Source organism: Mycolicibacterium sp. ND9-15, from assembly GCF_035918395.1.
Lineage (GTDB): Bacteria > Actinomycetota > Actinomycetes > Mycobacteriales > Mycobacteriaceae > Mycobacterium.
The window spans coordinates 1,980,170-2,005,885 of record NZ_CP142362.1; the positions used below are offsets into that span (position 1 = coordinate 1,980,170).

At 66.6% G+C, this 25,716-nt stretch carries 23 protein-coding genes and 1 tRNA gene; 13 read left to right on the forward strand and 11 right to left on the reverse strand.

The annotated features are described in order from the left end of the window. Nucleotides 1-15: 15 nt before the first annotated feature. Complete coding sequence (locus QGN32_RS09745; RefSeq protein ID WP_326548367.1) at nt 16-1,290, forward strand: pyridoxal phosphate-dependent aminotransferase; 1,275 nt, start codon at nt 16-18, stop codon at nt 1,288-1,290. A 21-nt stretch (nt 1,291-1,311) separates the two neighbouring features. Then, nucleotides 1,312-2,559 (forward strand): YibE/F family protein, encoded by a 1,248-nt coding sequence (locus QGN32_RS09750; RefSeq protein ID WP_326548368.1) that lies wholly within the window; start codon nt 1,312-1,314, stop codon nt 2,557-2,559. Here QGN32_RS09750 and QGN32_RS09755 read toward each other — a convergent pair. From QGN32_RS09755 to dcd, 6 genes are all read right to left on the reverse strand, one after another. Further along, nucleotides 2,549-3,292, reverse strand: coding sequence for a maleylpyruvate isomerase family mycothiol-dependent enzyme (locus tag QGN32_RS09755; RefSeq protein ID WP_326548369.1), 744 nt, complete (start codon nt 3,290-3,292; stop codon nt 2,549-2,551). The genes QGN32_RS09750 and QGN32_RS09755 overlap by 11 nt on opposite strands. A 91-nt stretch (nt 3,293-3,383) precedes the next feature. Next, on the reverse strand, nt 3,384-4,694 hold the full coding sequence (locus QGN32_RS09760; protein WP_326549008.1) for a cytochrome P450: 1,311 nt from the start codon (nt 4,692-4,694) through the stop codon (nt 3,384-3,386). An 80-nt stretch (nt 4,695-4,774) separates the two neighbouring features. After that, on the reverse strand, nt 4,775-6,112 hold the full coding sequence (locus QGN32_RS09765; protein ID WP_326548370.1) for a UDP-glucose dehydrogenase family protein: 1,338 nt from the start codon (nt 6,110-6,112) through the stop codon (nt 4,775-4,777). A 74-nt stretch (nt 6,113-6,186) separates the two neighbouring features. Next, nucleotides 6,187-7,788, reverse strand: coding sequence for a DUF7159 family protein (locus QGN32_RS09770; protein WP_326548371.1), 1,602 nt, complete (start codon nt 7,786-7,788; stop codon nt 6,187-6,189). 204 nt (nt 7,789-7,992) lie between these two features. Beyond that, entirely contained in the window at nt 7,993-9,309 is a 1,317-nt protein-coding gene (locus tag QGN32_RS09775; RefSeq protein WP_326548372.1) for an ammonium transporter, read from the reverse strand. A gap of 133 nt (nt 9,310-9,442) precedes the next feature. Continuing rightward, a complete protein-coding gene (dcd, locus tag QGN32_RS09780) occupies nt 9,443-10,015 on the reverse strand; it encodes a dCTP deaminase (protein ID WP_326548373.1) in 573 nt (190 codons plus the stop codon). 45 nt (nt 10,016-10,060) lie between these two features. On the opposite strand from dcd, the gene QGN32_RS09785 reads away from it, so the two are divergent. The 4 genes from QGN32_RS09785 (at nt 10,061) to QGN32_RS09800 (ending at nt 13,069) form a co-directional block, all read left to right on the forward strand. Further along, nucleotides 10,061-10,134, forward strand: a tRNA-Gly gene (locus QGN32_RS09785). Nucleotides 10,135-10,278: 144 nt separating this feature from the next. After that, nucleotides 10,279-11,643 carry an adenylate/guanylate cyclase domain-containing protein gene (locus QGN32_RS09790; protein WP_326548374.1) on the forward strand — a complete coding sequence of 455 codons (1,365 nt, stop codon included), beginning with the start codon at nt 10,279-10,281 and terminating at the stop codon, nt 11,641-11,643. A gap of 361 nt (nt 11,644-12,004) precedes the next feature. Further along, nucleotides 12,005-12,424 (forward strand): hypothetical protein, encoded by a 420-nt coding sequence (locus QGN32_RS09795; protein WP_326548375.1) that lies wholly within the window; start codon nt 12,005-12,007, stop codon nt 12,422-12,424. A gap of 393 nt (nt 12,425-12,817) precedes the next feature. Beyond that, the gene (locus QGN32_RS09800) at nt 12,818-13,069 is read left to right on the forward strand and encodes a hypothetical protein (protein WP_326548376.1); all 252 of its coding nucleotides are present in this window, start codon (nt 12,818-12,820) and stop codon (nt 13,067-13,069) included. 376 nt (nt 13,070-13,445) lie between these two features. Here the strand turns inward: QGN32_RS09800 and QGN32_RS09805 are convergent, their stop codons facing one another. Next, nucleotides 13,446-14,114, reverse strand: a complete 669-nt coding sequence (locus QGN32_RS09805) for a VldE C-terminal domain-containing protein (RefSeq protein WP_326548377.1) — start codon at nt 14,112-14,114, stop codon at nt 13,446-13,448. A 199-nt stretch (nt 14,115-14,313) separates the two neighbouring features. Here QGN32_RS09805 and QGN32_RS09810 point away from each other — a divergent pair, with 199 nt between their 5' ends. Further along, a complete protein-coding gene (locus QGN32_RS09810) occupies nt 14,314-15,471 on the forward strand; it encodes a DUF7159 family protein (protein ID WP_326548378.1) in 1,158 nt (385 codons plus the stop codon). 75 nt (nt 15,472-15,546) lie between these two features. Here the strand turns inward: QGN32_RS09810 and QGN32_RS09815 are convergent, their stop codons facing one another. Beyond that, nucleotides 15,547-17,232, reverse strand: a complete 1,686-nt coding sequence (locus QGN32_RS09815; RefSeq protein ID WP_326548379.1) for an Hsp70 family protein — start codon at nt 17,230-17,232, stop codon at nt 15,547-15,549. 110 nt (nt 17,233-17,342) lie between these two features. Between QGN32_RS09815 and QGN32_RS09820 the strand changes: the two genes are divergently transcribed. After that, nucleotides 17,343-18,851 carry an FAD-dependent oxidoreductase gene (locus QGN32_RS09820; RefSeq protein ID WP_326548380.1) on the forward strand — a complete coding sequence of 503 codons (1,509 nt, stop codon included), beginning with the start codon at nt 17,343-17,345 and terminating at the stop codon, nt 18,849-18,851. Between the two features lie 108 nt (nt 18,852-18,959). Then, a complete protein-coding gene (locus QGN32_RS09825; RefSeq protein ID WP_326549009.1) occupies nt 18,960-19,418 on the forward strand; it encodes a nuclear transport factor 2 family protein in 459 nt (152 codons plus the stop codon). A 1-nt stretch (nt 19,419) separates the two neighbouring features. Here the strand turns inward: QGN32_RS09825 and QGN32_RS09830 are convergent, their stop codons facing one another. After that, entirely contained in the window at nt 19,420-20,073 is a 654-nt protein-coding gene (locus QGN32_RS09830; RefSeq protein WP_326548381.1) for a L,D-transpeptidase family protein, read from the reverse strand. A 112-nt stretch (nt 20,074-20,185) separates the two neighbouring features. Between QGN32_RS09830 and QGN32_RS09835 the strand changes: the two genes are divergently transcribed. Beyond that, nucleotides 20,186-21,679 carry a bifunctional phosphatase PAP2/diacylglycerol kinase family protein gene (locus tag QGN32_RS09835; protein WP_326548382.1) on the forward strand — a complete coding sequence of 498 codons (1,494 nt, stop codon included), beginning with the start codon at nt 20,186-20,188 and terminating at the stop codon, nt 21,677-21,679. Here QGN32_RS09835 and QGN32_RS09840 read toward each other — a convergent pair. Further along, a complete protein-coding gene (locus tag QGN32_RS09840; RefSeq protein ID WP_326548383.1) occupies nt 21,633-22,304 on the reverse strand; it encodes a phosphatase PAP2 family protein in 672 nt (223 codons plus the stop codon). The two genes, QGN32_RS09835 and QGN32_RS09840, sit on opposite strands and share 47 nt — an antisense overlap. Before the next feature lie 48 nt (nt 22,305-22,352). On the opposite strand from QGN32_RS09840, the gene QGN32_RS09845 reads away from it, so the two are divergent. The 3 genes from QGN32_RS09845 to stf0 all read left to right on the forward strand — a co-directional run bounded on the left by QGN32_RS09845 (nt 22,353) and on the right by stf0 (nt 25,178). Next, complete coding sequence (locus tag QGN32_RS09845; RefSeq protein WP_326548384.1) at nt 22,353-22,835, forward strand: hypothetical protein; 483 nt, start codon at nt 22,353-22,355, stop codon at nt 22,833-22,835. 109 nt (nt 22,836-22,944) lie between these two features. Further along, entirely contained in the window at nt 22,945-24,312 is a 1,368-nt protein-coding gene (locus QGN32_RS09850; protein ID WP_326548385.1) for a sulfatase family protein, read from the forward strand. A 65-nt stretch (nt 24,313-24,377) separates the two neighbouring features. Beyond that, on the forward strand, nt 24,378-25,178 hold the full coding sequence (stf0, locus tag QGN32_RS09855; RefSeq protein WP_326548386.1) for a trehalose 2-sulfotransferase: 801 nt from the start codon (nt 24,378-24,380) through the stop codon (nt 25,176-25,178). A 1-nt stretch (nt 25,179) separates the two neighbouring features. Here the strand turns inward: stf0 and QGN32_RS09860 are convergent, their stop codons facing one another. After that, a complete protein-coding gene (locus QGN32_RS09860; RefSeq protein ID WP_326548387.1) occupies nt 25,180-25,692 on the reverse strand; it encodes a methyltransferase domain-containing protein in 513 nt (170 codons plus the stop codon). Nucleotides 25,693-25,716: the final 24 nt, after the last annotated feature.

Here is a 25,716-nt window from a genome sequence, read left to right on the forward strand (position 1 = left end):
GACAGAAGTGAGAACATGAAGGACGTGACCACGCACCACGTGCCGATTCATGCCGCCGGGCATGCCCCGCGGCAGCGCACGTTCACGCAGTCCTCCAAGCTGCAGGACGTCCTGTACGAGATCCGGGGACCGGTGCACGAGCACGCCTCCCGCCTCGAAGCCGAGGGTCATCGCATCCTCAAGCTGAACATCGGCAACCCCGCGCCGTTCGGGTTCGAGGCGCCGGACGTGATCATGCGCGACATCATCGCGGCGCTGCCGTACGCCCAGGGCTATTCCGACTCCAAAGGCATCATGCCGGCCCGGCGCGCGGTGTTCACCCGTTACGAACTCGTCGAGGGGTTCCCGAGGTTCGACGTCGAGGACGTGTATCTGGGCAACGGCGCCTCGGAGTTGATCCAGATGACACTGCAGGCGTTGCTGGACAACGGCGACCAGGTACTGATTCCGGCGCCGGACTATCCGCTGTGGACCGCGTGCACGTCGTTGGCGGGCGGCACCCCGGTGCACTATCTGTGCGACGAGACGCAAGGGTGGATGCCCGACATCGCCGACCTGGAAGCCAAGATCACCGACCGCACGAAGGCGATCGTGGTGATCAATCCGAACAACCCGACCGGCGCGGTGTACAGCCGTGAGATTCTCACGCAGATCGCGCATTTGGCGCGCAAACACGAGCTGATGCTGCTGGCCGACGAGATCTACGACAAGATCCTCTACGATGACGCCGAGCACGTCGCGATGGCTTCGGTGGCGCCCGATGTGCTGACCCTGACCTTCAACGGCCTGTCGAAGGCCTACCGGGTGGCCGGTTACCGCTCGGGCTGGCTTGTGATCACCGGGCCCAAAGAGAATGCCGGGAGCTTCATCGAGGGCATCAGCCTGCTCGCGAACATGCGGCTGTGCCCGAATGTGCCTGCGCAACACGCGATTCAGGTCGCCCTGGGCGGGTATCAGAGTATCGACGACCTGGTGCTGCCGGGTGGCCGGCTGCTCGAGCAGCGCGACGTGGCCTGGCAGATGCTCAACGAAATCCCCGGGGTGTCCTGCGTGAAACCTCAAGGCGCGCTGTATACGTTCCCGCGCCTGGACCCCGAGGTCTACGACATCGTCGACGACGAGCAGCTTGTCCTGGACCTCATGCTGCAAGAGAAAATCCTCGTCACCCAGGGCACCGGCTTCAACTGGCCCACACCCGATCACCTCCGCATCGTGACGCTGCCGTGGGCCCGCGACCTGGCGAACGCGATCGAGCGGCTGGGTAACTTCCTGGTCAGCTACCGCCAGTAGCGCCCTTCTACGCTGTTGTCCGTGACGCACTCGCACGGGCACTCCCACTCCTCGACGGGTCCGGCGCCGCTCGGGCCGATCGCCGCGAAAATCGTCGTCGGCTTGCTGATCGCGATCGGCGTGGTCGTCTTATCCGGGGCGGCGTGGTTGTGGCCGAGCGAGCAGAAGGTCGACATTCCGTTACCGTTTCAGAACGCCGAGGGCGGCGCGGTCACCACCGAGTCGGGGCTGGTTCGCTCGAGCACCACCGCGACGTGCGGCAGCCCGTCGGTCGGGCAGGTGCTCACCGCCGATCCGGTTGCGGCCGAGGGTGCCGGCGCGCAATGCGTGCAGACGCTGATCGCGATCGAGTCGGGACCCAACGAAGGCGCGAACACCGTCCTCGAGTTCAGCGGCGGCCCGGGCCAACCCGACCTCGCCGTCGGCGACCAGGTCCGCATCAGCCGCCAGGTCGACGCGGCCGGCACCACGACCTACTCGTTCTACGACTACGAACGGACCTGGCCGCTGATCGCGCTCGCCGCGGCGTTCGCGGTGGTGGTGGTCGCGGTCGCCCGATGGCGCGGGTTGCGGGCGCTCGTCGGCATCGTGGTCGCATTCCTGGTGCTGGTGGTGTTCATGCTCCCGGCGCTGCGCGACGGCGCCGCCGCCATCCCCGTCGCATTGGTGGCATCGGCGTTGATCCTCTACGCGGTCATCTACCTGGCGCACGGTGTGAGTCTGCGGACCAGCGCCGCTCTGCTCGGGACGCTCACCTCGCTGCTGCTGGCCGCGGTGCTGTCTTGGGGCGCAATCGAATTGGCGCACCTGACGGGTCTCTCCGAAGATCGGAACAACGAGGTGGCCGCGTACTTGGGCGACGTGTCGATCACCGGGCTGCTGCTGGCCGGGTTCATCATCGGCTCGCTCGGTGTGCTCAACGACGTCACGGTCACGCAGGCCTCGACGGTGTTCGAGCTGGCCGAACTGGAGGGCAGCTCGCGGCGGACGATCTATGTGGGCGCGATGCGGGTGGGGCGTGACCACATCGCGAGCACCGTGTACACGCTGGTGCTGGCTTATGCGGGCAGCGCACTGCCGTTGCTGCTGTTGTTCAGCGTGGCCAACCGAACCCTGGGCGACGTGCTCACCAGCGAGAGCGTGGCCATCGAGATCGCGCGCTCGGCGGTCGGTGGTATCGCGTTGGCATTGTCGGTGCCGCTGACCACAGGCATCGCGGCCGTACTTGCGACTCCGGGCGGTCGCTCGGCCGGCCTGCCTAAAAGCTAGTGCGCTCCAGCCACGCATCCCATACCGCGGCGTCACCCAACACCTCGATGCCGAGGTCGGCAGCCGTGCGCCGACGGGTGAGCGCCAGAAGTAGGTCGGTGGCGGTGCCGCGCAGGGCGGTGTCGGCCTTGGAGTGGTTGTGCGAGTACCAGACGCCGTCCCTGTCATGGACGATGGTCCACTCACCCGTCGGCCCGAGCCCCTCGTCGGTGGCGTGCAGATGGATGGACCTGCCGACGTCCAGCGCCGGGTGTGCACTGTAGCCCGACATCAACTCGATCCACTCGCAGATCGCGTCGGCGGCGAGGTCGGGCGCCAAGTCGTAGTCGGACCCCAGGGCCAGCGCGGCGTCCGCTCGGTGCACGAGGACCTCATGCAGCCGTCGACGGATCCACCAGCCCGCGGGACGAGGTCCGCGAAACGTCCACACGCGGGTGGCCGGGCCGGCCCAGTCGACCGCGTCGATGACCAGTTGCGCGCCCTGGATGAGCCAGTCGGCCGCGCCGTCGGGATCATCGGGCGGTCTGCCGTCGCGCACCTCGCGCGGATCCAGTGCGGACATCCGGTGCTCGGCGATGATCTGTGCGGCCCACCGATGTCCGCGGCCGACATGGCGGAACAGCTGCTTGAGCGTCCAGTCGGGACAGGTCGGCACCGGTGTTGACGGGTCTGCACTGCGGATCAGTTCCCCGAAGGCCCGGGTCTGGTCGAGCAGCGCGGCTCGGAAATCCACGCCCCGAACGTACTCAATACTTGACGCGAAAGCCGCCGATAATGCGGATCTCGTTTGCGCCGGGGTCGTTCCCTCTCGCCCGTCGGCCTCGTCAGGACGCCGAACTCAGCGGAGTACGTGCCGTTCCCAACCTGACTGGCAGCGACGCCCACCCACGAAGCACCCGCGTTTCGCGCCTGCTGCCTTCACCGGCTAGCCGCGCCTCGGGGAAGCGCTCGAAGAACGTCCGCAGTCCGACCTCGCCCTCGGCGCGGGCGAGGGCCGCTCCCAGGCAGAAGTGCCTGCCACCGGAGAACGACAGATGCCTGCCCGCATTCTCGCGTTCGAGGTCGAAGCGATGCGGGTCGTCGAACACGTTGGGATCGCGGTTGGCCCCGGCGATGTGGAGGATCACGCCTCTGCCGCGATCGACCAGGTGGCCGGCAATCTCGGTGTCCGTCCTCGCCCACCGCGCGGTGAGTTGCACCGGCGGGTCGAGCCGCAGGATCTCCTCCACCGCGGTGGGCCACAACTCGGGGCGCTGCGCCAGCGTCTGGAGATGCTGTGGATGGTCGATCAGCATCCGGATTCCGTTGCCCAGCAGGTTCACCGTCGTCTCGAACCCGGCGGCCAGCACCAAACCCGCCGTGGCCATCAATTCGCGCTGATTGAGCCGGGTGCCCTCGTCGGACGCCGCGATCAGCTGACTCATCAGGTCCTCGCCAGGGTTGCGCCGCAACGATTCGAGGTGCCGGGACAGCCAGTCGTTGAAACCCTCGACGCTGCGGTAGACGGTTCGGTACTGCGGCCAGGTCAGCCCGATGTCGAGGCTCGCCGCACCGCGTTCACCGAACTCCAGGACCTGGGCCCTGTCCTCGTCGGGCACACCAAGGATGTCGCCGATCACCGCAACCGGTAACTGGGCGCAGTAGCGATCGACGACGTCGACGGTTTCAGCGGCGGCGAGTTCGTCAAGCAGGGATGCGGCGGTCTCCTGCACCCGGTCCCTCAGCGCGGCAACGGCTCTGGGAGTGAACACCGACGACACCAGACTGCGGTACCGGGTGTGTTCGGGTGGTTCCACCGACAGCATCGACGGCGGTTCCAGCGGATGCAGCAGGTCGGTCTTGGTGCGGTTCGCGACCCACCGCACCGGCTTGGGCAGGTTGGACCCGATCGGCAGAACCTCGAAATCCTCGGACCGCAGCAGATCGTTGGCGATCTCGTGATCGACGGTGAGGTCGACGATGGCGCCCTCGACGATCGGCCCCCGTGCGCGGAGTTCCTCGGCGAACGCGACCGGGTCGGCGCGCACGGTCGGATCGGCGATCATCCGGCCCCATGGATCGCCGCGACGGGCGAGCAACTTCGACACGCCCCGCACGAAACCGTGCACCGCGAGCCACCGGATCCGGTGCCGGATGGGGCCCGCATGCCCAGTCGGACGAATCGGTTCCACGTGACCCTCCCTCACCCGAGCAATGGTTCGGTCACTGCCCGAGCCTACCGACCGAGCGGGGCTACGCTCCTGCCGAGGCAGTACACCTGCCAGCCGGCGTCGCCCCACCGGTCGGCGTCGAGGCAGTTACGGCCGTCGACAACGACTTTCGCGCGTACTGTCCCGGCCAGGTCGACGGGATCCAGGTCGACGAACTCGCGCCACTCGGTGAGCACCAGCACGGCATCGGCACGCTCGCATGCCTCGGTGACCGACGTCGCGTAGACCAGCGTCGGAAACTCCCGCCGCGAGTTCTCCATCGCCTTGGGGTCATAGACACTGACGTTGGCGCCGTTGAGTTGCAGCATGCCCGCAACCGTGAGCGCGGGCGAGTCGCGCACGTCGTCGGACTCCGGCTTGAACGCAGCACCGAGCACCGCGACGTTCGCGCCGAGCAGCGACCCACCGCACGCGACGGCCGCCAGTTCCACCATCTTGCTGCGGCGACGCATGTTGATGCTGTCCACCTCACGCAGGAACGTCAGGGCATGGTTGGCGCCCAGTTCACCAGCGCGGGCCATGAATGCGCGAATGTCCTTGGGAAGACAGCCGCCGCCGAACCCCAGCCCGGCATTCAGGAAGCGACGACCGATCCGCGAGTCGTAGCCCAGTGCGTCGGCGAGAAGCGTGACGTCGGCATCGACGGCCTCGCACACTTCGGAGATCGCGTTGATGAACGAGATCTTGGTGGCCAGGAACGCATTTGCCGACACCTTGACCAGTTCGGCGGTCTGCAGATCGGTGACCAGCAGCGGTACCTGCTGTGCCAGCAGCGGGGCGTACAGTTTCCGGATCGCGGCCGCTGCACTGCCCGAACTCGATTGCACCCCAAGCACGATACGGTCGGGGCGCAGCGTGTCGTGCACGGCGAAGCCCTCACGCAGGAACTCCGGGTTCCAGGCAATCTCGACGTTCACCTCCGAGGGTGCGAGCGCAGCCGCCCGCTCCGCCAGCTCGGCGGCCGTCCCTACCGGCACCGTCGACTTGCCGACGATCACGGCCGACCGCCGCAGCCGGGGCACCAGCGTGTCGATCACCGCGTGCACATGACGCAGGTCTGCGCCGTACTCCCCCTTCTTCTGTGGCGTTCCCACACCGAGGAAGTGCAGGTCGGCGAAATCGGCGGCGGCCTCGTAGTCGGTGGTGAACATCAGACGACCGGCGGCAAGATTGTCGCTGAGCATTTTTCGCAGACCGGGCTCGTAGAACGGGATCTCACCCGAGGCCAGCTTGGCCACCTTGCCGGCGTCGATGTCGACGCCGAGCACCTCGTGGCCCAACTCGGCCATACCCGCCGCGTGGGTGGCTCCCAGATAACCCGTGCCGAAGACGGTGCACCGCATAGCGTCTTGATATGCGGTCCCGATGAGCTAACCGCTACGCGACACTGAGCGCCGGGCCAACGGCAGGTTACAAGCTAACTGCAGAAGATCAGGAAGCAGTTCGACCCGCCGCGTTTGGGCGACCCGCCCGACCCGCGGGAGGACCCGTTGTCGATCGATCCGCCCGGATACCACCCCGGCCCACTGCCGGGATAGCTGCCGGATCCGGAGCCGCTACCAGGCCCTTTCTGCACGGACGGCACGCGCGGCACAGGCGCCACCCGGGGCGCGGAGACCTCGGGCTCCTCGTCCCACGACGGAGTCCACGTCGGCACCTTCGGCGGGGTCCACCTGGGACGGGGCGGTGACCACGGCGGACTCCAGGGGTTCTGCGGCTGCGGGTAGTACTGCGGAGGTGCGACCACCGGCGGCACGTACACCGGAACCGGGGCCGGAGCCACCGGTACAGGGGCCGCGGGAACAGCCGCGGGTGGCGGTGCTGCCGGCGCAGGAGCCGGCGCTGGCGCTTGCGGCGCCGGGGCGGGCGCCTCGACGTAGACGGTCCGCGGCGGCGCCTGCGGCGCGGGCTGCTCCTGAACGACCGGGACCGGGGCCTTGATGGTCTCCGCCTCCGGTGGCGGTGGCGCCACGATCGGCTGCGCCTGTTCGGCCGGCGGGGGCGGCGGAGCGGGCGCGACGGTGCTCGGCACGATCGCGCTCTGCGCGGGACTCGGACGCTGGTCGGCCGTTGGGCGGATGTTCACCGCCAGCGAAATCACCAGCGCCACAACGCCGACCACGAAAATCGACGTCAGCGCGCTGCCGACGAGCAGGAACGGCTTGCGGTCCTCGGTGGGAACAAGCGACAGATCGGTGCGCGCCCCGTTGTCGTCGAGGGAGGCACCGTCGCCACCGGCAGGGGCCAGCTGGGTCTCGGCTCCTGCGAGTCCGGCATACGCCGAGCCGGCCGTGGTGCCATCGGGGTCCTGCGAGTAGGCGAGTCCGACGGTGGACGCCTCGAACGCGGGCGCGTTGGCCGCCGCCAGTGCTGCGCCGCGGGCCAGTGCCATCTCCGGCTCGTCGGGAGCCTGCACCGGCAACCGCACCAGATCTGCCAGATGGCTCTTCACCGCGCTGACGTCGACGCCGGAGCCCACCACGAACATGCCCTGTGGCGGCGCGTCTTGGGCGTCGACGGCGGCAGCCATGTCGGCCAGCACCGCCATCGCGTCCTGGCTGTGCAGGCTGCTGCTGAGCACCTTGGTCACCGACCCGTCGTCGGTCTGCACGACCGACAGCGTCGCAGTGTCACGGTCGATGAACAGCAATGCCGTGGTCTCGTAGCCGACCGCGCGGCCAACGGCTTGGGCGAGCGCGGCCGCGGCATGCCCGTCGGAGACGAGCATGACGTCGTCGATGCCGCGGGCGGCCAGGGCATCGCGCAGTTGGGCCGCCTCGGCATGGTCGCTCCAGGTGACGCCGATGGCCTTGAGGTCGTGGCCGCCTGTCTCGGCGCTCTCCTTGGTGCCGAGCACCGCATCCACCACCTGGGCGGCCGCGTCCGACGTTGCCGGGTCCTCGCCACTGCGGACGTCGAAGACGTCGTGGTCGACAATCGCCCCGTCGGCTTTATCGCCCTCGACCAGCACCATGCGGACCGTCACGGGTGTCATCGACACACCCAGTACGATGTCCACTGCCCCTCCATTAAGTTTGCTACGCTGCCTGGGTCGCCGATTGGCATCTCACCCCGCACAAGTCGGCGACTAGTACTTCATCGCCGTGGGTAGCACAGGCGTTACGCCTCTGCCGGTATTTGCTGAGGGGGATGCTGCCGACGCCGGTATCTCGACCTTACTCGTGTATACCGCCGTAGGCGCCCGGCGGTCGACGGTTATTTTTCAGTGGTCTTCGGCGGGTTCGGGGCGCTGTGGCGCATCGAAGGTTTCCAGCGCCGCCAGACCCGGGCGACGCGTCGGCACATGGCCGTGCACGCCCTCGGCGTAGGCGGTCTCGGCGTGCTGGGTGAAGTCGACGCCGGTGGTCTCGTCCTCGGCGCTGACGCGAAATCCCATCATCCGATCGATCACCTTGGCGATCAGGTACGAGGCGGTGAAGGCGTAGAGCGCCACGATCACCACCGCGAGCGACTGCTTACCGAGTTGGGTCAGACCGCCGCCGTAGAAGAGGCCCGAGGGGCCTGCGGTCATCACCTCGGTGGCGATCAAGCCGATCAGCAGCACACCGACGACACCGCCGACGAAGTGCACGCCGACCACGTCGAGCGAGTCGTCGTATCCCCACCGGAACTTCAGGCCGACCGCGAACGAGCAGACCACTCCGGCCGCGGCCCCGACGATGAACGCACCAAGGGTGTTGACCGTCCCACAAGACGGCGTGATCGCGACGAGGCCGGCGACCACACCGGAGGCGGCGCCAAACGTGGTGGGCTTGCCGTCGCGGATGCGCTCGACGGTGATCCAGCCGAGCATGCCGAGGCAGCCGGCGACCAAGGTGTTGAGGAACACCGCGGCCGCCGTGCCGTTGGCGCCCAGCGCCGACCCGGCGTTGAACCCGAACCAGCCGAACCACAGCAGCCCCGCACCAAGCAAGACGAACGGAAGGTTGTGCGGGCGCATGGCGTCCTTCTTGAAGCCGATCCGCGGGCCGAGTACCAGGGCCAGCGCCAGAGCCGATGCGCCGGAGACGATTTCGACGACCAAGCCGCCGGCATAGTCGAGCACTCCGAGTTCGAACATCCAGCCGCCGGGGCCCCAGACCCAGTGCGCCACCACGGCGTAGACCGCCACCGTCCACACCGGGACGAACACCGTCCACGCCGCGAACCGGGCACGGTCGGCGATCGCGCCGCTGACGAGCGCGGCGGTGACGATCGCGAACGTGAGCTCGAATGTCGCGAACAGCAGTTCGGGGACGTCGCCGCGCAGCGTCGTCGGATCGATGCCGAGCATCCCGAAATGCCTGAGGTTGCCGATCAGGCCGCGACCGGCGTCCTCGGAGAAGGCCACGCTGTAGCCCGCCAGCAGCCACGCGACGGTACACAGCGGGATCGAGATGAAGCACATCATGATCATGTTGAGCACGCCGGTGGTGCGGACCATGCCGCCGTAGAAGATCGCCAAGCCGGGCGTCATCAACAGCACCATCGCCGTCGCCGCCAGCAGCCAGGCCGTAGCGGCGGGATCGATCGCGTCCATGGGGGTCTCCTCCCGGTCGGGAAGAGCATTCCGGCCGGACGTTTCCGCGGCGCGGCACGCGTGTTTCGGAAATGTTTCGTGTTTCGCCGCGATTACCGACTTCTCACCAGCGGTTCAACGGTCGGCTCCAGAGTCACCTGGACTTGATGAAGTTCTGGTACGAGCGCGACGGCGTCGGACCGCGTTGACCCTGGTACTTCGACCCGGCCCGCGCACTGCCGTAAGGGTGCTCGGCGGGGCTGGTCAGGCGCAGAAGGCACAGCTGACCGATCTTCATTCCGGGCCACAGTGTGATCGGCAGGTTGGCCACGTTCGACAACTCGAGCGTGATGTGGCCGGAGAACCCGGGGTCGATGAAGCCGGCGGTGGAGTGCGTCAGCAGCCCGAGACGGCCCAGGGAGGACTTGCCCTCCAGCCGGCCGGCGAGGTCGTCGGGCAGCGTGCACAACTCCAGCGTCGAGCCCAGCACGAACTCACCGGGGTGCAGCACGAACGGCTCCCCCGACTCGGGCTGGACGAGGGTGGTGAGCTCGTCCTGCTGTCTGGCCGGATCGATGTGCGTGTAGCGCGTGTTGTTGAAGACGCGGAACAGGTTGTCGAGGCGGACGTCGATGCTCGACGGCTGGATCAGGGTGTCGTCGAAAGGATCGAGGCCCAGTCGCTCGGCAGCGATCTCGGCGCGGATGTCGCGGTCGGAGAGCAGCACCCGACGAGCCTAACCGCTCGGATGTTAGCCTTCGTGCTCAAGCAGGCCGGTGTAGTTCAATGGCAGAACATCAGCTTCCCAAGCTGAGAGCGCGGGTTCGATTCCCGTCACCGGCTCCACAGTGACCAGGAGAAAAGCCCGCTAGAGGGCGTTGGGCTCAGTTGGCGGCCCGGTACACCGGTAGCGGGCGCCTCCGCCTCGCGGTCGGAGGCCCGTGAGCGAAATCCCAGGATCTCGCACTTCGCTGGTGACACGATATTGACGTGTCTGATGGACAGGTGCGTTATGCGCGCAATGGTGACGTACACCTGGCGTATCGAGTGTTCGGCGATTCGGGGCCGGTCGTCGTGTGGGTGCCCGGCTGGGTGGTTGGCAATGTCGACACGTACGGCGATCCGGCGAGCCCATACCAACCCCTCATCGAGCTGTTCTCTCAAGAGACACAGTTTGTCGTTTATGACAAGCGAGGGGCGGGACTCTCCGACCCGGTGACCAACGCACCTTCGTTGACGGAGCGCATCGGCGACCTCCGAGCAGTATGCGATGCGGTGGAAGCTGCGCACCCGATTCTCATGGGCACCGGCGAAGGGGGGCCTATCAGCATTCTGTTCGCGGTGACGTATCCGGACCGAGTCGACAGGCTGCTGCTATACGCGACAGCTGCGAGGTTCTCTGCGCAACCGCCTGATTTCCCATGGGGATTCACCCCAGACCAGATCGCTGCGCAGCTCGATGACATCGAAAAGCACTGGGGAGAAGGCGCGTTGGCCGAGCTGTTTCACGGCGATGTCGTCGATCTTCCGGGCGTACGGCAGCTGTTCGGCAAGCTTCAACGGTCCATCGCAAGCCCGCATTTGGCACGGCTGTGGTGGCAGGCGCTAATGGAGATAGACGTCCGCGATGTACTGGACAAAGTGCGTGCGCCAGCGCTTGTCTGCGCGCGATCAGGAGATCGATTTGTCTCATTCGAAGCCACTGCCGCTCTGGCAGCCGGTATTCCCAATGCCCGATTCCTCGAGTTTCCACCGGGTCCCCACAACGCGTTTGACATCCTGCGCGAGGTCGTGCCCATAGTTCTCGATCTAACCTTCGAGCGGGCCGGCGCACCGGTTGACGAGCGTGTGCTCAAGACGGTCATGTTCACCGATATCGTGAGCTCGACGGAACAACTTGGCAAAGCCGGTGATACACGCTGGCGACACCAACTCGACATCCACGACAGCGTCGTCGACCACATTCTTTCGCAATATGGAGGGGTCCGCGCAAAGCATACGGGCGATGGTGTTTTCGCACTCTTCGATGGCCCCACGAGGGCGGTCCGCTGCGCGCTGGCGTTGATGCCCTCACTCGCGGCGAGGGGCATCCGCATACGTGCCGGTGTGCATGTCGGCGAATGTGTGAGACGTGGCGAGGAGTGGAGCGGGATGGCTGTGCACACCGGCGCCCGCATCGGCGCGTTGGCAAGCGCAGGCGAGGTGCTGACCAGCCGCACGGTTCGCGATCTCTCCGCAGGGTCAGGTTTGGCTTTCGAATATCTTGGCCCACAGTGCCTTAAGGGCCTGCCCGAAGATGTCGATGTCTACCGAGTGACAAGCACGTCGGCGTACTCACCGTACTCCCCGAACTGAGAGCGCGGCTTCGATTCCCGTCACCAGCTCCACCAACACGGAACGAGCCTTGTGTCGCGAAAGCAGTTGCGGGACGAGATATCAGATGAAGCGCGGCTTCTCGGCCGGTCGTCGGATCAGTCGTCACCGCAGCCGTTATGGGATGCCCCTCATCGTCGCGCTGACCGCCTAGATCAGAGATATGCGTCGAGCTTCGACAGCGACTCGGGGGTCGCCGATGTTATGCACCACCGTAGCGGCGGCATACCTCGACGTCTCCGGCTCCACGGGTTTCGATTCGGCGACAGGACGGACACAACCGCGGAATCGGGCGTGCCGCTGGCATCGATCGGCTGACACGAGCGTTACATTGCTGGTCACTATGGCAAAGCTCTTGCGCACATTGGCTACCGCGGTCGCAGTGCCCGCGATCGCAGGCGTCGCACTCGCCGGTACGGCGACTGCCGACCCGTCGTTGCTGAATGGCACCTACCGGGAAACCGACGGCGACTCCATATTGGTCCTGACCTTCGCGACGAGCTGCGGCCCCGCCGGTTGCACAGGCACCGTTGCCAGCAACCAGGGGTGGCGGACTCCCACCAGACTGGCCGGTGGCCGCTGGGTCTTCACGGTCTCGAAGCCAGGCGGTCTCATCTGCGACGACGGACGCTATGAACCGGCGGTGGTGTCGATGTCGGTCGACCCGGTGACGCTGAGTGGCGTGTTGTCATCAGACTCCAATTACGGCTGTGAAGGCGGAATGGTGACCCAGAGCCCGTTCCAGCTGCAAAAGGTCGGCTGACCCTGCTGTCGAGGTGCGGGACCGTCTCGGCGAGCTGCTGATGTCCGGGTCATAGTATCGAAGCTCGTTGTGCCCCTTGTCTGCCCGCCGAACTCAGCGAGCTTGCGAAGAAGTACGGGCTGACATATATGGCACACCGGACTGGCTCGACGATGTCGTGCAGCGATATGGGTAATCCCCCGCGACGCATAGCGAGGAACCCGTCGCCTGTCGCCAAGCTGCCGCCGATTCCTCGGCCCCGGATTGAGCGGATGTGCGGCCCGGCTGGTCGCCATAGCCCGCCAGTTCTCCTGAATTCGACCGTGCCGTGGCGTTAGTCTCGAAGCAGCCTCGCGGTGAGCGCGTCGTGTGTCAGCCATGCTTTCCCGCCGAGGCCTTCGGAGGAGGTGTCAGGTGTTCGATCTGCCAAGTCCTGTAGCGAGGTTCGCTGGTGCGACCATCCTGGGTTTTGCGCTCGTCGCTGCTCCCGCCATCATCGCGCTGAGCGGCGCCCACGCACAGTCTGTCGCCGAACCGGCGTGCGACGGAAGCGAATCCATCGTCGACGGCACACCCACATGCGTGCCCGCACCCACCGCACCGGAGGCGCCTGACCCGCAGACCGGCTCGGCGGATAGCCGGCAACACGACGGCGGGCACCACTGACCACAGCGGTGGCGCACGTGCTGTCACCCGCGCAGGGTAGGTCGGACCTCGCTATGGCTGATCAAGTGGAAGTCGTGGCCCGTCGGGTAGCTGATTTCATTTCGCACCGCAGCAACAAGCGGGATCGCGATGTCGACGACCGGATGAAATGCGAAGCCGCCGCACATCTGGTTCACCAGGCAGGCCGTGAGCTGATGGCGGCTGTCGCGGGCAATGTCGCGCCCGACGAGGTGCTAGTCGACGTGAAGTATTCGGGTGGATGCTCCGCCGCCTCGAGCAGCGGTCGCCGCCCAAGGTGGACCGCCCCGGCTGACACTCCGATCCCTACCGGCACCACCAGCTGCGGTATTGGGACGGCACGCGGCCAGTAACGGCCTCAGCGGAGGTAGACCTCGTCACCGGTGGGAAAGCCGCCGCCGTGGGTGGTGACGTGCACGTGGTCGTAGTGGCCGTAACCGCCGCTGCGAGCGCCGTCGGGCGTGTAGTAGACGCCGCGCCAGATCGCATCCTGAAGCGCGAAGCGCTTCGCATTCCGCAGTACGTACGAGACGATCTCGTCGCCGAGTGCAATCCCTTCCGCGCTGCCGGGGTTGGGGATCATCACGTCGAGGGCAAGACCGTTGGGATGCCACCTCAGCGAATCGGGCCGCACGCCGCCTATGTTGCTGATCTCGGGGAAGGCCGCGGTGATCGCCCGCGAAGCCAGGATGGTCTTCACCTGTAATCCGCGCTCGGGAGCGATGCCGACCGGCAACGAGCGGTCGACAGTGCGATACCGGGCCGCGGCGACCATCGGGTCGGGCGCAGAGCTCGAGTTCACCAGGCCGATGGGCGCAGCAGCGGACGGTGCCGCCGGTGCGGCCGCGACGATCTCCACGCAACACGGCGTGGTGTCCTCGGCCACCACGGGTTCGACCTCAGGCGCGGGGCGAGCAGAAAAGTGGACGTCTCCGGCCACCGCGAAGAAGACGGCTGCCGGGGCGATGACTGCAGCCACGGCCATCGGTGACGTGCGCCGCTTCTTGGCTACGGAGTGCCGTCCCACGTCGGTGTGTATATCAAACCGTTACATATCCCGCAATTCTGCTCAGCGATTCGGTCGGGTACTTCGGCGGCACTGCCGCTCTCCGGCGACGCAGCTTCGCCACCGCCCAGACGATGAGCGTGAACGGTGGTGTGCCGTCCCGGCCCTGATCCTTGCGGGTAGCCTCGGACCCTGATTCACACAGAAACGGGGACACGTTATGGACCTCGTGCTCGGCATGTCGATGACGTCCAGCACGGTTCGGTGGGTGCTCGTCGAGGGCACCAGCGGCGAAGGCGCCACCGTCGACCGCGGATCGTTCGACTTCGACGCCGATGTCGATCCCGACGATCTGCTCAATGTGGTGCTCGCCGACGTCGCCGGCAGTCTCGTCCACGCCATCGGCGTCACCTGGACCAACGAGGTCGAAGAGGTCGCATCCAGTGTGCTGGCGGTTCTGACCGCTCGCGGGTACGAGAACGCGATCGCGATCTCCGAACTCGAGGCGGGTGAGGTACTCGCGGCGGGCATCGCCGACATCGCCGAATACGACGACGTCGCGGTGTGCATCGTGGAGCCCGACGCCGCCGTGGTCGCCATGGTCAACACCCGCGGCGTGACCGTCGACCGCATCGCCCGACCGCTCGACGGTGCGGACGTCGTCGAGCTGCCGAGCAGCGTCATCGCCATGCTCGAGCTCAATGAGTGGCGCCCGGCGGCGATCTTCGTGGTTGGTTCGGCCCGCGATCTCGACCTGGTCACCTCGACGCTCGGCGATGTCACGGACTCCCCGGTGTTCTCCGCGGCCGAAGCCGACCTCGCGTTGGCCCGCGGGGCGGCGCTGGCATCGGCGCGTGCGGTGAACACACTGGACACGGAGAGCATGCGAGCGCCGTCGAAGGTCGGGGCACTGGCATCGGTCCTTGTCGCCGCGGTCGTGACATTCGTGGTGTCGATCTCGGCGGCAGTCGGCCTGCGCCTGACCGGCGACAGCGACTCCGCACCGGCACCCGAGGCCGCGCCCGGGGCCGTCACAGAACAGGTGCCACCCGCGGTCAAGAAGGTGATGACGCCGGCTGAGGCGAAGCCCGTCGTCGCACAGACCATCGCCGTGGTCGCGCCTCCGCCGCCGGCCGCGCCTGCCGCCGAGCCGGCCTACGAACCGCCCGCCTATGCGCCCCCCGCGCCGGCCTATACCCCGCCGGCACCGGCGTACCCCCCCGCGCCGGCTTATACACCGCCGGCACCGGTTTACACGCCGCCTCCGCCGCCGCCCGCTTACATACCGCCGCCGCAGCCTCGACTACGCGATCGCATCATCGAGCGAATCCCGATCATCAACCGGTTCCACGAACCGGACTACTCATACGGGCGCTGAGGCTAGAGGCCGGAATCGCCACGGCCACCGCCGCCGCAAGTAACCGATTCAGCGCTGCATTATCCGACAGCCCCCTTACGGGACCGGCTGGTAAGGGTTCTGCGGCACTTGAATCGGGATCGGAACAGGAACGAACGGCACCGTCAGATAGGTGGTGGTGGTCGTCGGGGTCGCCGTTGTGGTGGTCGGCGTGGTGGTGGTCGGCGTGCTCGTGGTTGTCGTGGTCGTGGTTGTTGTGGTCGTGGTCGGCGTAGTTGTAGCCGTGGTTGTAGTCGTAACCGTGGTTGTAGTTGTTGTGGTCGTCGGCCGCGTCGTGACGACAACGGTCGTCACCGGCGGTGGCGGGGGCGCTTCACTCGTCGCCGGCGGCGGGGGCGGCGCGCTGCTGGCGACGGTCTCCACCGGTGGCGGTGCCGGCGAGGTACGTGGCGCCTCGGTCACGCCGCTCCCATCTGTCGCGCTGGTCAATGCGATGGCCACGCCGCCGACGGCGACCACCGCGACGGCTGCCGCGATCCCGAAGACCAGCCCCGGCAGCCGCTGCCAGGCGCGCGGTTCGTCGATCGGTCCGACCGGGGCCACGTACTGCACGGGTGCCCGCAGCGACCCGGTGTCGTAGGGAGCCTCGTACGGTCCCGAGGCCGTGTACGGCATGGGTTCGTCGGCCGCGTCGTCCTGCGACCACGCCAGGGCCCGGAAGGTCGCCGACGCCTCACCTTCGACCGCCGCCCCAGCCTCCACCGGCGGCACCGGCGCCAACCCGGTCGGCGCCTCGGCGGCCGAGATGTCCCTCCCGATCAGCGCGGCACCCAGCGCAGCGGCAGCGCCGGGTTGCGGTGCCGGTATCACCGGCAAACCGGAGTGCTCGGCTAGTCGCTGCCGGATCAGCGGAATGCCGGCACCGCCGCCCACCACGACCACGACAGCGATGTCCGGCCACTCGATTGCGTTGCGTCGCAACGTCGTATCCAACGCCGCCAGAACACCCGCGAGTGGTGTCGCGATCACCGACTCCAGTTCGCCTCGGGTCACCGGGATCACCGCCCGGTACCCCGGCAGTTGCACGTCGACGTCGGTCGCCTGCTCCGTCGACAGCCGTTCCTTGGCGTCGCGGCACTTCTTTCGCAGACGGGCCAGCGACTCCACCGCGGCGGTGCTCGCGGCATCGGCCTGGCCGGACATCGCGAGCCCCCCGAGTATGTGACCGAGCAGGGCTTGATCCACCGACTCACCGGAGAACTCGGTGTGACGTGTGGTCTCGTCGATCGGCTCGAAAGCCCGGCCCGCATCCGCCAGCGTGATGCTGGTTCCCCCGCCACCGAAGTCCACCAGCGCCAACACGCCCTGTGCCGGGAAGTCGGGACTGTCCTGCAACGCCGTCAGCGATGCCACCGCATCCGAAACCAGCCGGGCCGATGTGCCGTCGGCCTCGAAGATGGGATGTCCGCGCACCGCGTCACGCAGGGCTCGCTGAGGAGACGGTCCCCAGTGGGCGGGGACCGCCACGGTGACGTTGGCCGACCGCGCCCCACCGCCGCTGTCGATCAACTCGGCCAGCGCTTCGACCAGGAGCCGATCCGCTGTATGTGGTGATCCGTTCGGGGCGACCAGCGGCACCGGATCACCGACCCGCTCCACGAAACCGGCCATCACCACGCCGTCTGGCAAGGCGAGCACCGAACGCCGAGTCACAGGTCGATTGCCGACTCGTACCGCGACCAAGTTCGTCGTCCCGATCGACAACCCCAACGGGTCGCTCATAACGAACCACACGATAACCGTCCCACCACCGGTAACGGGTCAGACACTCCGTGCGAACCTCGTTCAGCCGCCGCGGTTTTGGGCCGTGTCAAACGGGTACCTGCAACGGTATGACATCTCTCTGGCTAGCAAACCGCGTCGAGCAGCCGGCACCGCCCGTTCCCTTGGCCGCATCGGACCGATCCGCCGACGTCGTCGTGGTCGGCGCCGGCATAACCGGACTCATCACAGCGGTGCTGCTGGCGCGCGCCGGCAAGGAAGTTCTGGTACTCGAAGCACTGCGCGTCGGGGCGGGGGCCACCGGCAACACCACGGCGAAGATCAGCCTGCTGCAGAGCACCAAGCTGTCGAAGATCGTCGGCAAGCACGGAGCCGGGACCGCGAGCCGATATGTCGAGGGCAACCGGGAGGGCCAGCAGTGGCTGATCAAGCACTGCGAAGCGCACGGACTGTCGGTGCAACGCGAGGACGCGTACACCTATGCGCAGTCGGAGAAAGGTGTTCCGTCGGTGCGTCAGGAGTTGGAGGCGTGTGAAGCCGCGGGGCTCGACGCCGAGTGGGTCGACGACGCCGATGTACCGTTCCCCTTCCACGGCGCGGTCCGATTGGCCGACCAAGCGCAGTTCGACCCGATGCCGTTGCTCGATAGCCTTGTCGTAGAACTCGACGAGCGCGGTGGCCGGCTGGCACAGGGCGTTCGGGTGCAGAAGGTTTCGAATGATGGCGACAAGCTCGCACTCGGTGTGCGCACCACCGGGGGCGACGAGTTCGATGTGCACGCCAAGCAATGCGTTCTCGCTACGGGCATTCCGATCCTGGACCGCGGCGGTTTCTTCGCCCGCCTCAAACCGCAACGCTCCTATTGCATGGCGTACAAGGTGCCCGGCAGCATCACGCGCGGCATGTACATCTCCGCCGATTCCCCGACGCGGTCGCTGCGCTATGCGCCGACACCGGACGGTGACCGGCTGATCACCGGTGGCGCAGGGCATCCCGTCGGACACGAGAAGAGCCCCGCTTCGTCGGTCCAGGAACTCGACCAGTGGACCAAGCTGCACTACCCCGGGGCGATGCAGACGCATTACTGGTCTGCGCAGGACTATTCGCCGATCGACGAGCTACCCTACGTCGGCCCGATCCTGCCGGGCAACGACAAGATCTTCGTGGCAACGGGTTTCGACAAATGGGGTATGACCAACGGAACCGCCGCCGCGCTCGCGCTGTCGAGTCGCATCCTCGGGGGCCGGATGGACTGGGCAGAGGCCTTCGCGAGTTGGAGCCCGCACGAATTGTCCGGCATCCCCAAGGCGATGCAGACCAATGCACAGGTCGCTCTGTACTTGGCCCGCGGGTGGATCACGCCGGTCACGCGGATCGCCAACCGCACTCCCGACGAGGGCGGCGTTGTCAGTGGCCCGCCGTGGGATCTCGAGGCCCGCAGCGTGGTCGACGGCAAGGAGTATCGGGTTTCGCCGGTATGCCCACACCTCGGCGGCATCGTCAACTGGAACGACGCCGACGAGTCGTGGGAGTGCCCCCTGCACGGGTCCCGTTTTGCGCCGGACGGCACGCTGTTGGAGGGTCCGGCGACGCGTAACCTCACTGCGGCGCCCGGATGATCCGTGTGCCGACGCTGTATACGGTGCCAAGCCCGCGAACGGTGAACGACCAGGAAGTTCACGCCCGGACTGCACGCGCTTCGACAGTGTTGTGCTGCAATGTCTGACATGGGTGACATCGACGAGATCCAGCAAGTCAAGTTCCGCTATTTGCGCGCCCTCGACACCAAACATTGGGACGAGTTCGCCGACACTCTCACCGAGGACGTCATCGGCGACTACGACGCCTCGATCGGCGAATCGCACCACTTCACCGATCGTGACTCGCTCGTCGAGTTCATGCGCACATCGATGCCCGCCAACATCATCACCGAGCATCGCGTCACCCATCCCGAGATCACCGTCGACGGCGACGAGGCCACCGGCACGTGGTATCTCCAGGACCGGGTCATCGTGCCGGACTTCAACTTCATGCTCTTCGGTGCGGCGTTTTACCACGACGAATATCGGCGAACCGCAGACGGCTGGAAGATCAGCAAGACCGGCTACGACCGCACGTACGATGCGACGGTCTCCACCGAGTCGCTCAATATGAATCTCAAAACCGGTCGCGCGCTGAATATCTGAGCTACTGAGCGACCGCGATCAACGCCCCAGGCCGCAGCCATCGGATGATCTCGACCAGTTTGTCGTCGGCGATCGCCACGCAGCCCGCAGTCGGCCCGCCGTCGGTGGCGTGCAGGAAGAAAGCGCCGCCGTTGCCGGGCACCCGCGCCTTGTTGACCCCCATCACCACCGCGTGCACGTACTGCGGGATCTGGAGGTTCTCGGTACCGCTCGCGGGGTCGGTGTCGAACGGACACTGCGCCTTCTTGCAGACCTGCATCGTGTTGTAGGTCGGGCTCTTCATGTCGCCGTCCCACCAGTGGTCCGGCCCGACCTGAACGTATGGCAGGCCGCCCCCGGGGCTGGGTGCGGTGCCGAAGGCGAAGTCCAGCGTGAAAATGCCCATCGGCGTTTTCATCTCACCGTCATGGCTCTGCGGAGTCATCCCGTTGGCCCCGACCCACGCCGGTATGCCGGCCGCGATCGGTCGCCAGCTCATCCCGGCCCGCTGATAGACGTCCATCTTGGCCTTCGAACCACCCACGCCGACAACGGAAACCACCTGGGTGGCCGAGCCCACCGACTGGGCGAACCACGGTACGGTCTGTGCCCGGCTGACAGACGCCGTCGCCAGAGCCAACACGGTCACGCACAACAGGGTCAGCGATCGGCGCACCGACCCATGCTAAGTCTGGTTGCCATCGCCTCTGAGTACGCCACGCAGCCGCGTCTTCCTGTTGTTTGCCCTGACGAGATTATTTATCAGTCACTGTGGATACGTTGGGGAGATGAATGTCGCGCAGTTCGGTCGCCGGCCGGAAGGGCTACGGCGGATAACCCAGGGACTCGGTGCACTCGACCGGGAGATTTTCGACGCGGTCGCCGAGTCACCGACGCCACTGCTCGACACGGTGATGCCGCCGCTGACCCGGGCGGCCGATCACTCGAAGCTGTGGTTGGCGATCGCGGCGGCGCTGGCCGCCACGGGCAAGCCGCGGGCGCGACGTGGCGCTGTGCGAGGGGTGCTCACGTTGGCGGCGACGAGCCTGATCACCAATCAGGGCGCCAAGAGAATCCGGCGTCGCCCGCGCCCCCTGTTCGACTCTGTGCCGCTCGTGCGTCGTACCCGCCGCCAGCCGACCTCCAACTCGTTTCCGTCCGGGCACTCCGCCAGCGCGGCCGCGTTTGCGGTGGGCGTCGGCCTGGAGAGCGCTTCTCTGGGTCTGCCATTGGCGCTCCTGGCCGGCCTGGTGGGACTGTCCCGGGTGGCCGTCGGTGCGCACTACCCCGGTGATGTGATCGCTGGATTCGGCCTTGGCGCGACAATCGCGGTGCTCGGCGGGCGGGTGGTGCCCCCACTGGTGCCGACGAGGCTGCCGACCGCCGACCCACTGCGTGTGGACACCCCGGCGCGCCCGGATGGAGCGGGCATGGTGTTGGTCGTCAACCCGGCATCCGGTAGCGGAACGGGAGCGCGCATCATCGAAGAGGTCCGAGAAGCGTTGCCGCGCACACAGATCGTCGAGCTCGACGATGATGACGACATCAATGCTGTGCTGCGTTCGGCGGCAGAGCGCGCCGAGGTTCTCGCCATCGGCGGCGGCGACGGAACGGTGTCCTGCGCCGCGGCGGTCGCCGTCGAAGCCGGTCTCCCGCTGGCGGTTTTCCCGGGCGGCACGTTCAACCACTTCGCCAAGGACATCGGTTGCGACACGGTGGGCAAGACAGTCGATGCGATCCGGCAAGGCAGCGTCGCGTGTGTCGACATGGTCTGTCTCAACGAAGAGAAGATGGTGGTCAACACCGCGAGTATCGGCGCGTACCCGGCGTTCGTGCGCACCCGGGAGAAGTACGAACGCAGGATCGGCAAACCGCTGGCCGGGCTGTACGCGATGTATCACACCCTGCGCCATGAGGACCCCGTGCGGATTCAGTACGACAACAAGACCCTGCAAACCTTCCTGTTCTTCCTCGGCAATTCGGCCTATCTGCCCTCGGGATTCGCGCCATCGCGCCGGCATCACATGGACGACGGCCTGATGGACATCCGGATTCTGGAGACCGGCCGTCGGTTCAGCAAGGTGCGTATCGTCGTCGACGCTGCGCTCGGGCGGCTCGACCGCAGCCCGCTCTACCACGAGATGCGGGTGCCGGAGTTCGAGTTCACCGCCGTGGACGGGCCGACACTGCTGGCCCACGACGGTGAAGTGGGAACCGAGTGCACGAAGGCCAGCTTCAGCGTGCGATACCGGGCACTGCCGGTGTTTCGTCCGCTTCCGTGATCGGCCGCGAGGGCGACACCACCAACAGGCACAACACGAAATACGCGTAACCCAACGCCCATCCGGCCATCACGTCTGAGGGATGGTGCACGTTGAGCACGACACGGCCTACGCCGATGAGAACCACCACGGCCACACCCAGCGTGATCAGCCAAGCTCCCAGACGTGGCGGAACCATCGGCAGGCCCACCGCCAACAGCGCGAGCACCGCGACCAGTACCCCAAGAGCATGGCCGGAGGGAAACGACAAACCGAGCGCGTCGACGAACGCGGTGTCCGGTCGGGGGCGGTCGGCGGCCGCCTTCGCAGCCTCGGTGACGAGTCCGGAAAGTTCGACGCTGATCAGAAGGAACGTCGCGATCCGGACGTTGCGCCGCGCCAGGGCGACGATGATCAGCACGACGGTCAACAACCGGAAGACGCCCGGACCCAGAACCGTGCAGAAGAGGTCCCATCCGATCACCCAGCCGGGATCTTCTTCGCCGCGACGGTAGAAGGCCTCGAGCGCAGCTGAATCGGCGGCGGTCAGCCATGACCAGTGCTGCGCGAATCCGATCCACAACAGGGCGTACACCGCGAGCGCTGCGAGCGCCGACGTCACCAGCCAGCACTTGCGTGATGCCATGACTTCACCTCTACCACGCGAATCGTCGTGCCGTTAGGGTGGCTGCCCATGGCGGTGTTCCTGCGCAAGCTCCTGCGAATCGGCGGTCTGCCCGACGATATGCGGGCAGTGGTGGAAGCCGAAGGCGTCATCTTCCTTGCTGAGTACATCGCGGTGACCCGGCGGTTCAGCGGCAGGATCCCGGGCAGGCGCGCGAACGGAAACGTCACGAGCTACGTCGGCTCGCTGGCGCTGACCAATGACCGGGTCCTCGGCACGCTGTCGACGGTTCCGAAACTGGCGCCGCGCACCATCGATCAACGCTGGGACGCCCCGCAGTCCGGAGCCGTGACCGCCGACCTGTCAGAGACCGGACTGCAACTCGACGTCGACATCGCAGCAGTCGACTCCCGTTTCAGCGGCGAACTTTCGATGCACTACAAGGTGCCGATCCCCGAGGACGTCCTCATGCGCCTGCCCCGGCGATCGTTGGCGTTCGACGTGCCACCCGAGTATGTGTTTCGCGCGGTGGGCGTGCCGTACCACCCTTAGAAGGGTGGGGTTCGTTGCTTGGGGACAACTCACGATCGGTGAGCGAAAGGGTTGCCGGCACGGCGAAACAAACGTTGGGGTAGACACGTCAACGACGAAAGGAATCGCAGTGACCGACCCCCGGCGCGACAACGTGCTGATCGTGCATTGGCACGACCTCGGACGCTATCTCGGCGCGTACGGCCACCAAGACGTTTCCAGCCCACGTCTCGATCAACTCGCCGCAGAGGGCATCCTGTTCACCCGCGCGCATGCGACGGCTCCGCTCTGCTCGCCATCGCGGGGTTCCTTGTTCACCGGCCGGTATCCCCAGAGCAATGGCTTGGTCGGGTTGGCCCACCACGGATGGGAGTATCGTGCGGGTGTCCGGACCCTGCCGCAGCTGTTGTCCGAATCCGGCTGGCACACCGCGTTGTTCGGCATGCAGCATGAAACCTCCTATCCGGCCAAGCTCGGCTTCGACGAGTTCGACGTCTCCAACTCCTACTGTGAGTACGTCGTTCAAGAGGCGACACGTTGGCTCGCCGACCCGCCCGACAACCCCTTCCTGCTGACGGCGGGCTTCTTCGAAACCCATCGCCCGTACCCCCGCGAAAGGTACGAACCGGCCGACCCAACCGAGGTCGACGTTCCCGGCTATCTGCCCGACGCACCCGAAATCCGGCAGGATCTCGCCGAGTTCTACGGGGCGATATCGGTGGCCGACGCCGCGGTCGGCCGGTTACTCGACACGCTTTCGGTGACCGGCCTCGACCGCACCACCTGGGTGGTCTTCATGACCGATCACGGTCCGGCACTTCCTCGCGCCAAATCGACCCTGTACGACGCCGGAACGGGTATCGCGATGATCGTGCGCCCGCCCCGTGACGCCGATATCGAACCGATGGTGTACGACGAGTTGTTCAGCGGCGTCGACTTGGTGCCCACCCTGCTCGAACTGCTCGGCGTCGACATCCCGGCCGACGTCGAGGGGCTGTCGCATTCGGCCGCCCTGTCGAGAGCCGCGCAGCCGCCGGTACGCACCGAGGTGTACAGCACGAAGACCTACCACGACTCCTTCGACCCGATCCGCGCGGTCCGAACCAAGGAGTACAGCTACATCGAGAACTACGCTGCGCGGCCACTACTCGACCTGCCCTTGGACATCGCGGACAGCGCTCCCGGCCGTGCCGTGGCACCCCTGGTGCAAGCGCGGCGACCACCGCGCGAACTGTACGACCTTCGAGCCGACCCCACCGAATCGAACAATCTGCTCGGCCCCGGCGCCAGCGACGAGGCGCAGGCCACTGCCGACGATCTGGCGTTGCTGCTCAACGACTGGCGCGTCAAGACTCACGATGTGATCCCCTCGGAGTTCGCGGGCACCCGGATATCGATCCGCTACACCGAGACGTATCTACATATTCAAGGTCGGCTTCCGAGCCGCTCGGCGATCGCCGAGGAACGCGGTATCGAGCATCGCCGCGGCAGCCAATAGATTTGCTCATCCGGAACGAAAACGCATGTGATGCCGAATGTTTGCCGTGTCGGTAGGCTGCGCGCATGCCCATCCACACGGCGTACCTCGTGCTTGCCTCTCAGCGCAGCGGCAGCACCTTGTTGGTGGAGTCCTTGCGCGCGACGGGGGTCGCCGGCGAACCCGGTGAGTTCTTCCAGTACCTGCCGGGCACCAGTCAATCGCCGCAGCCCCGGCAGTGGTTCGAGGGCGTGACCGACGAGTCGATTCTCCGCCTACTCGACCCCCTCGACGAGGGCAAGCCCGACCTGGCCCCACCGGAGATCTGGCGCGACTACATCCGCACTGTGGGCCGTACCCCCAACGGAATCTGGGGCGGCAAGCTGATGTGGAACCAGACGCCACTACTGCTCAGCCGTGCCGACCGACTGCCCGACCGGTCCGGTACCGGGTTGCTCTCGGCGATCCGTGACGTCATCGGCAGCGACCCACTTCTCATCCACATCTACCGTCCTGACGTTGTCTCACAGGCTGTCTCGTTCTGGCGGGCCGTACAGACCCGGGTCTGGCGAGGCAGGCCGGACCCGATGCGGGATGCCCGCGCCGAATACCACGCGGGCGCCATCGCCCACATCGTGACGATGCTGCGCGCCCAGCAAGAGGGATGGCGTAACTGGTTCGCCGAAGAAAAGGTCACGCCCATGGAGTTGTCGTATCCGGTGTTGTGGCGCAACCTGTCCCAGATCGTCGGCGACGTCCTCGAAGCGCTCGGGCAGGACCGGCGACTCGCGCCCGCGCCGGTCCTCGAACGGCAGGCCGATCAACGCTCCGACGAATGGGTGGACAAATACCGGGCCGAGGCCGAGACAGAAGGGCTTGCCACCTGATTCAGCCCACCCGAGCCGCAACGAAGATCCGCCGAAACGGGAAGAAGGTCTTACCGTCCGTCCGTTTCGGGTACGCGGAATCCAACAGCGGTCTCAGTTCGGCCCGGAACTCCTCCCACTCGCTGTCGCTGAGCCGACCGCGTACCGGACGAAGCGCGGTGCCCGTGATCCACCCCAGAACGGGGTTATCGCCGGTCAACACGTGCACATAGGTCGTCTCCCAGGCGTCGACCGTGCAACCGGCGTCGGTGAGCAGATTCGCGTAACCGGTCGGATCGGCTACCTGTCCCTCGTGGAATGGGAAGCGCGCGGCCGCCACCATTTCCGGTGAGTTGTCCAGCGCTTCGATGGTGGCTTGCGGCCAGCGCTGCGCCAAGCCGGCCGTGAGATTGCCCGGACCGCAGCCCAGATCGACCACCCGCCGCGGCGCGTCGGCGTCGACCCGCGACAGCAGTTCGAAGAACGGACGCCCGCGCTCGTCGGCGAATGCCAGATAAACGTCGGGGTTCCACATGATCACAGTCTGGCACCGCTCGAT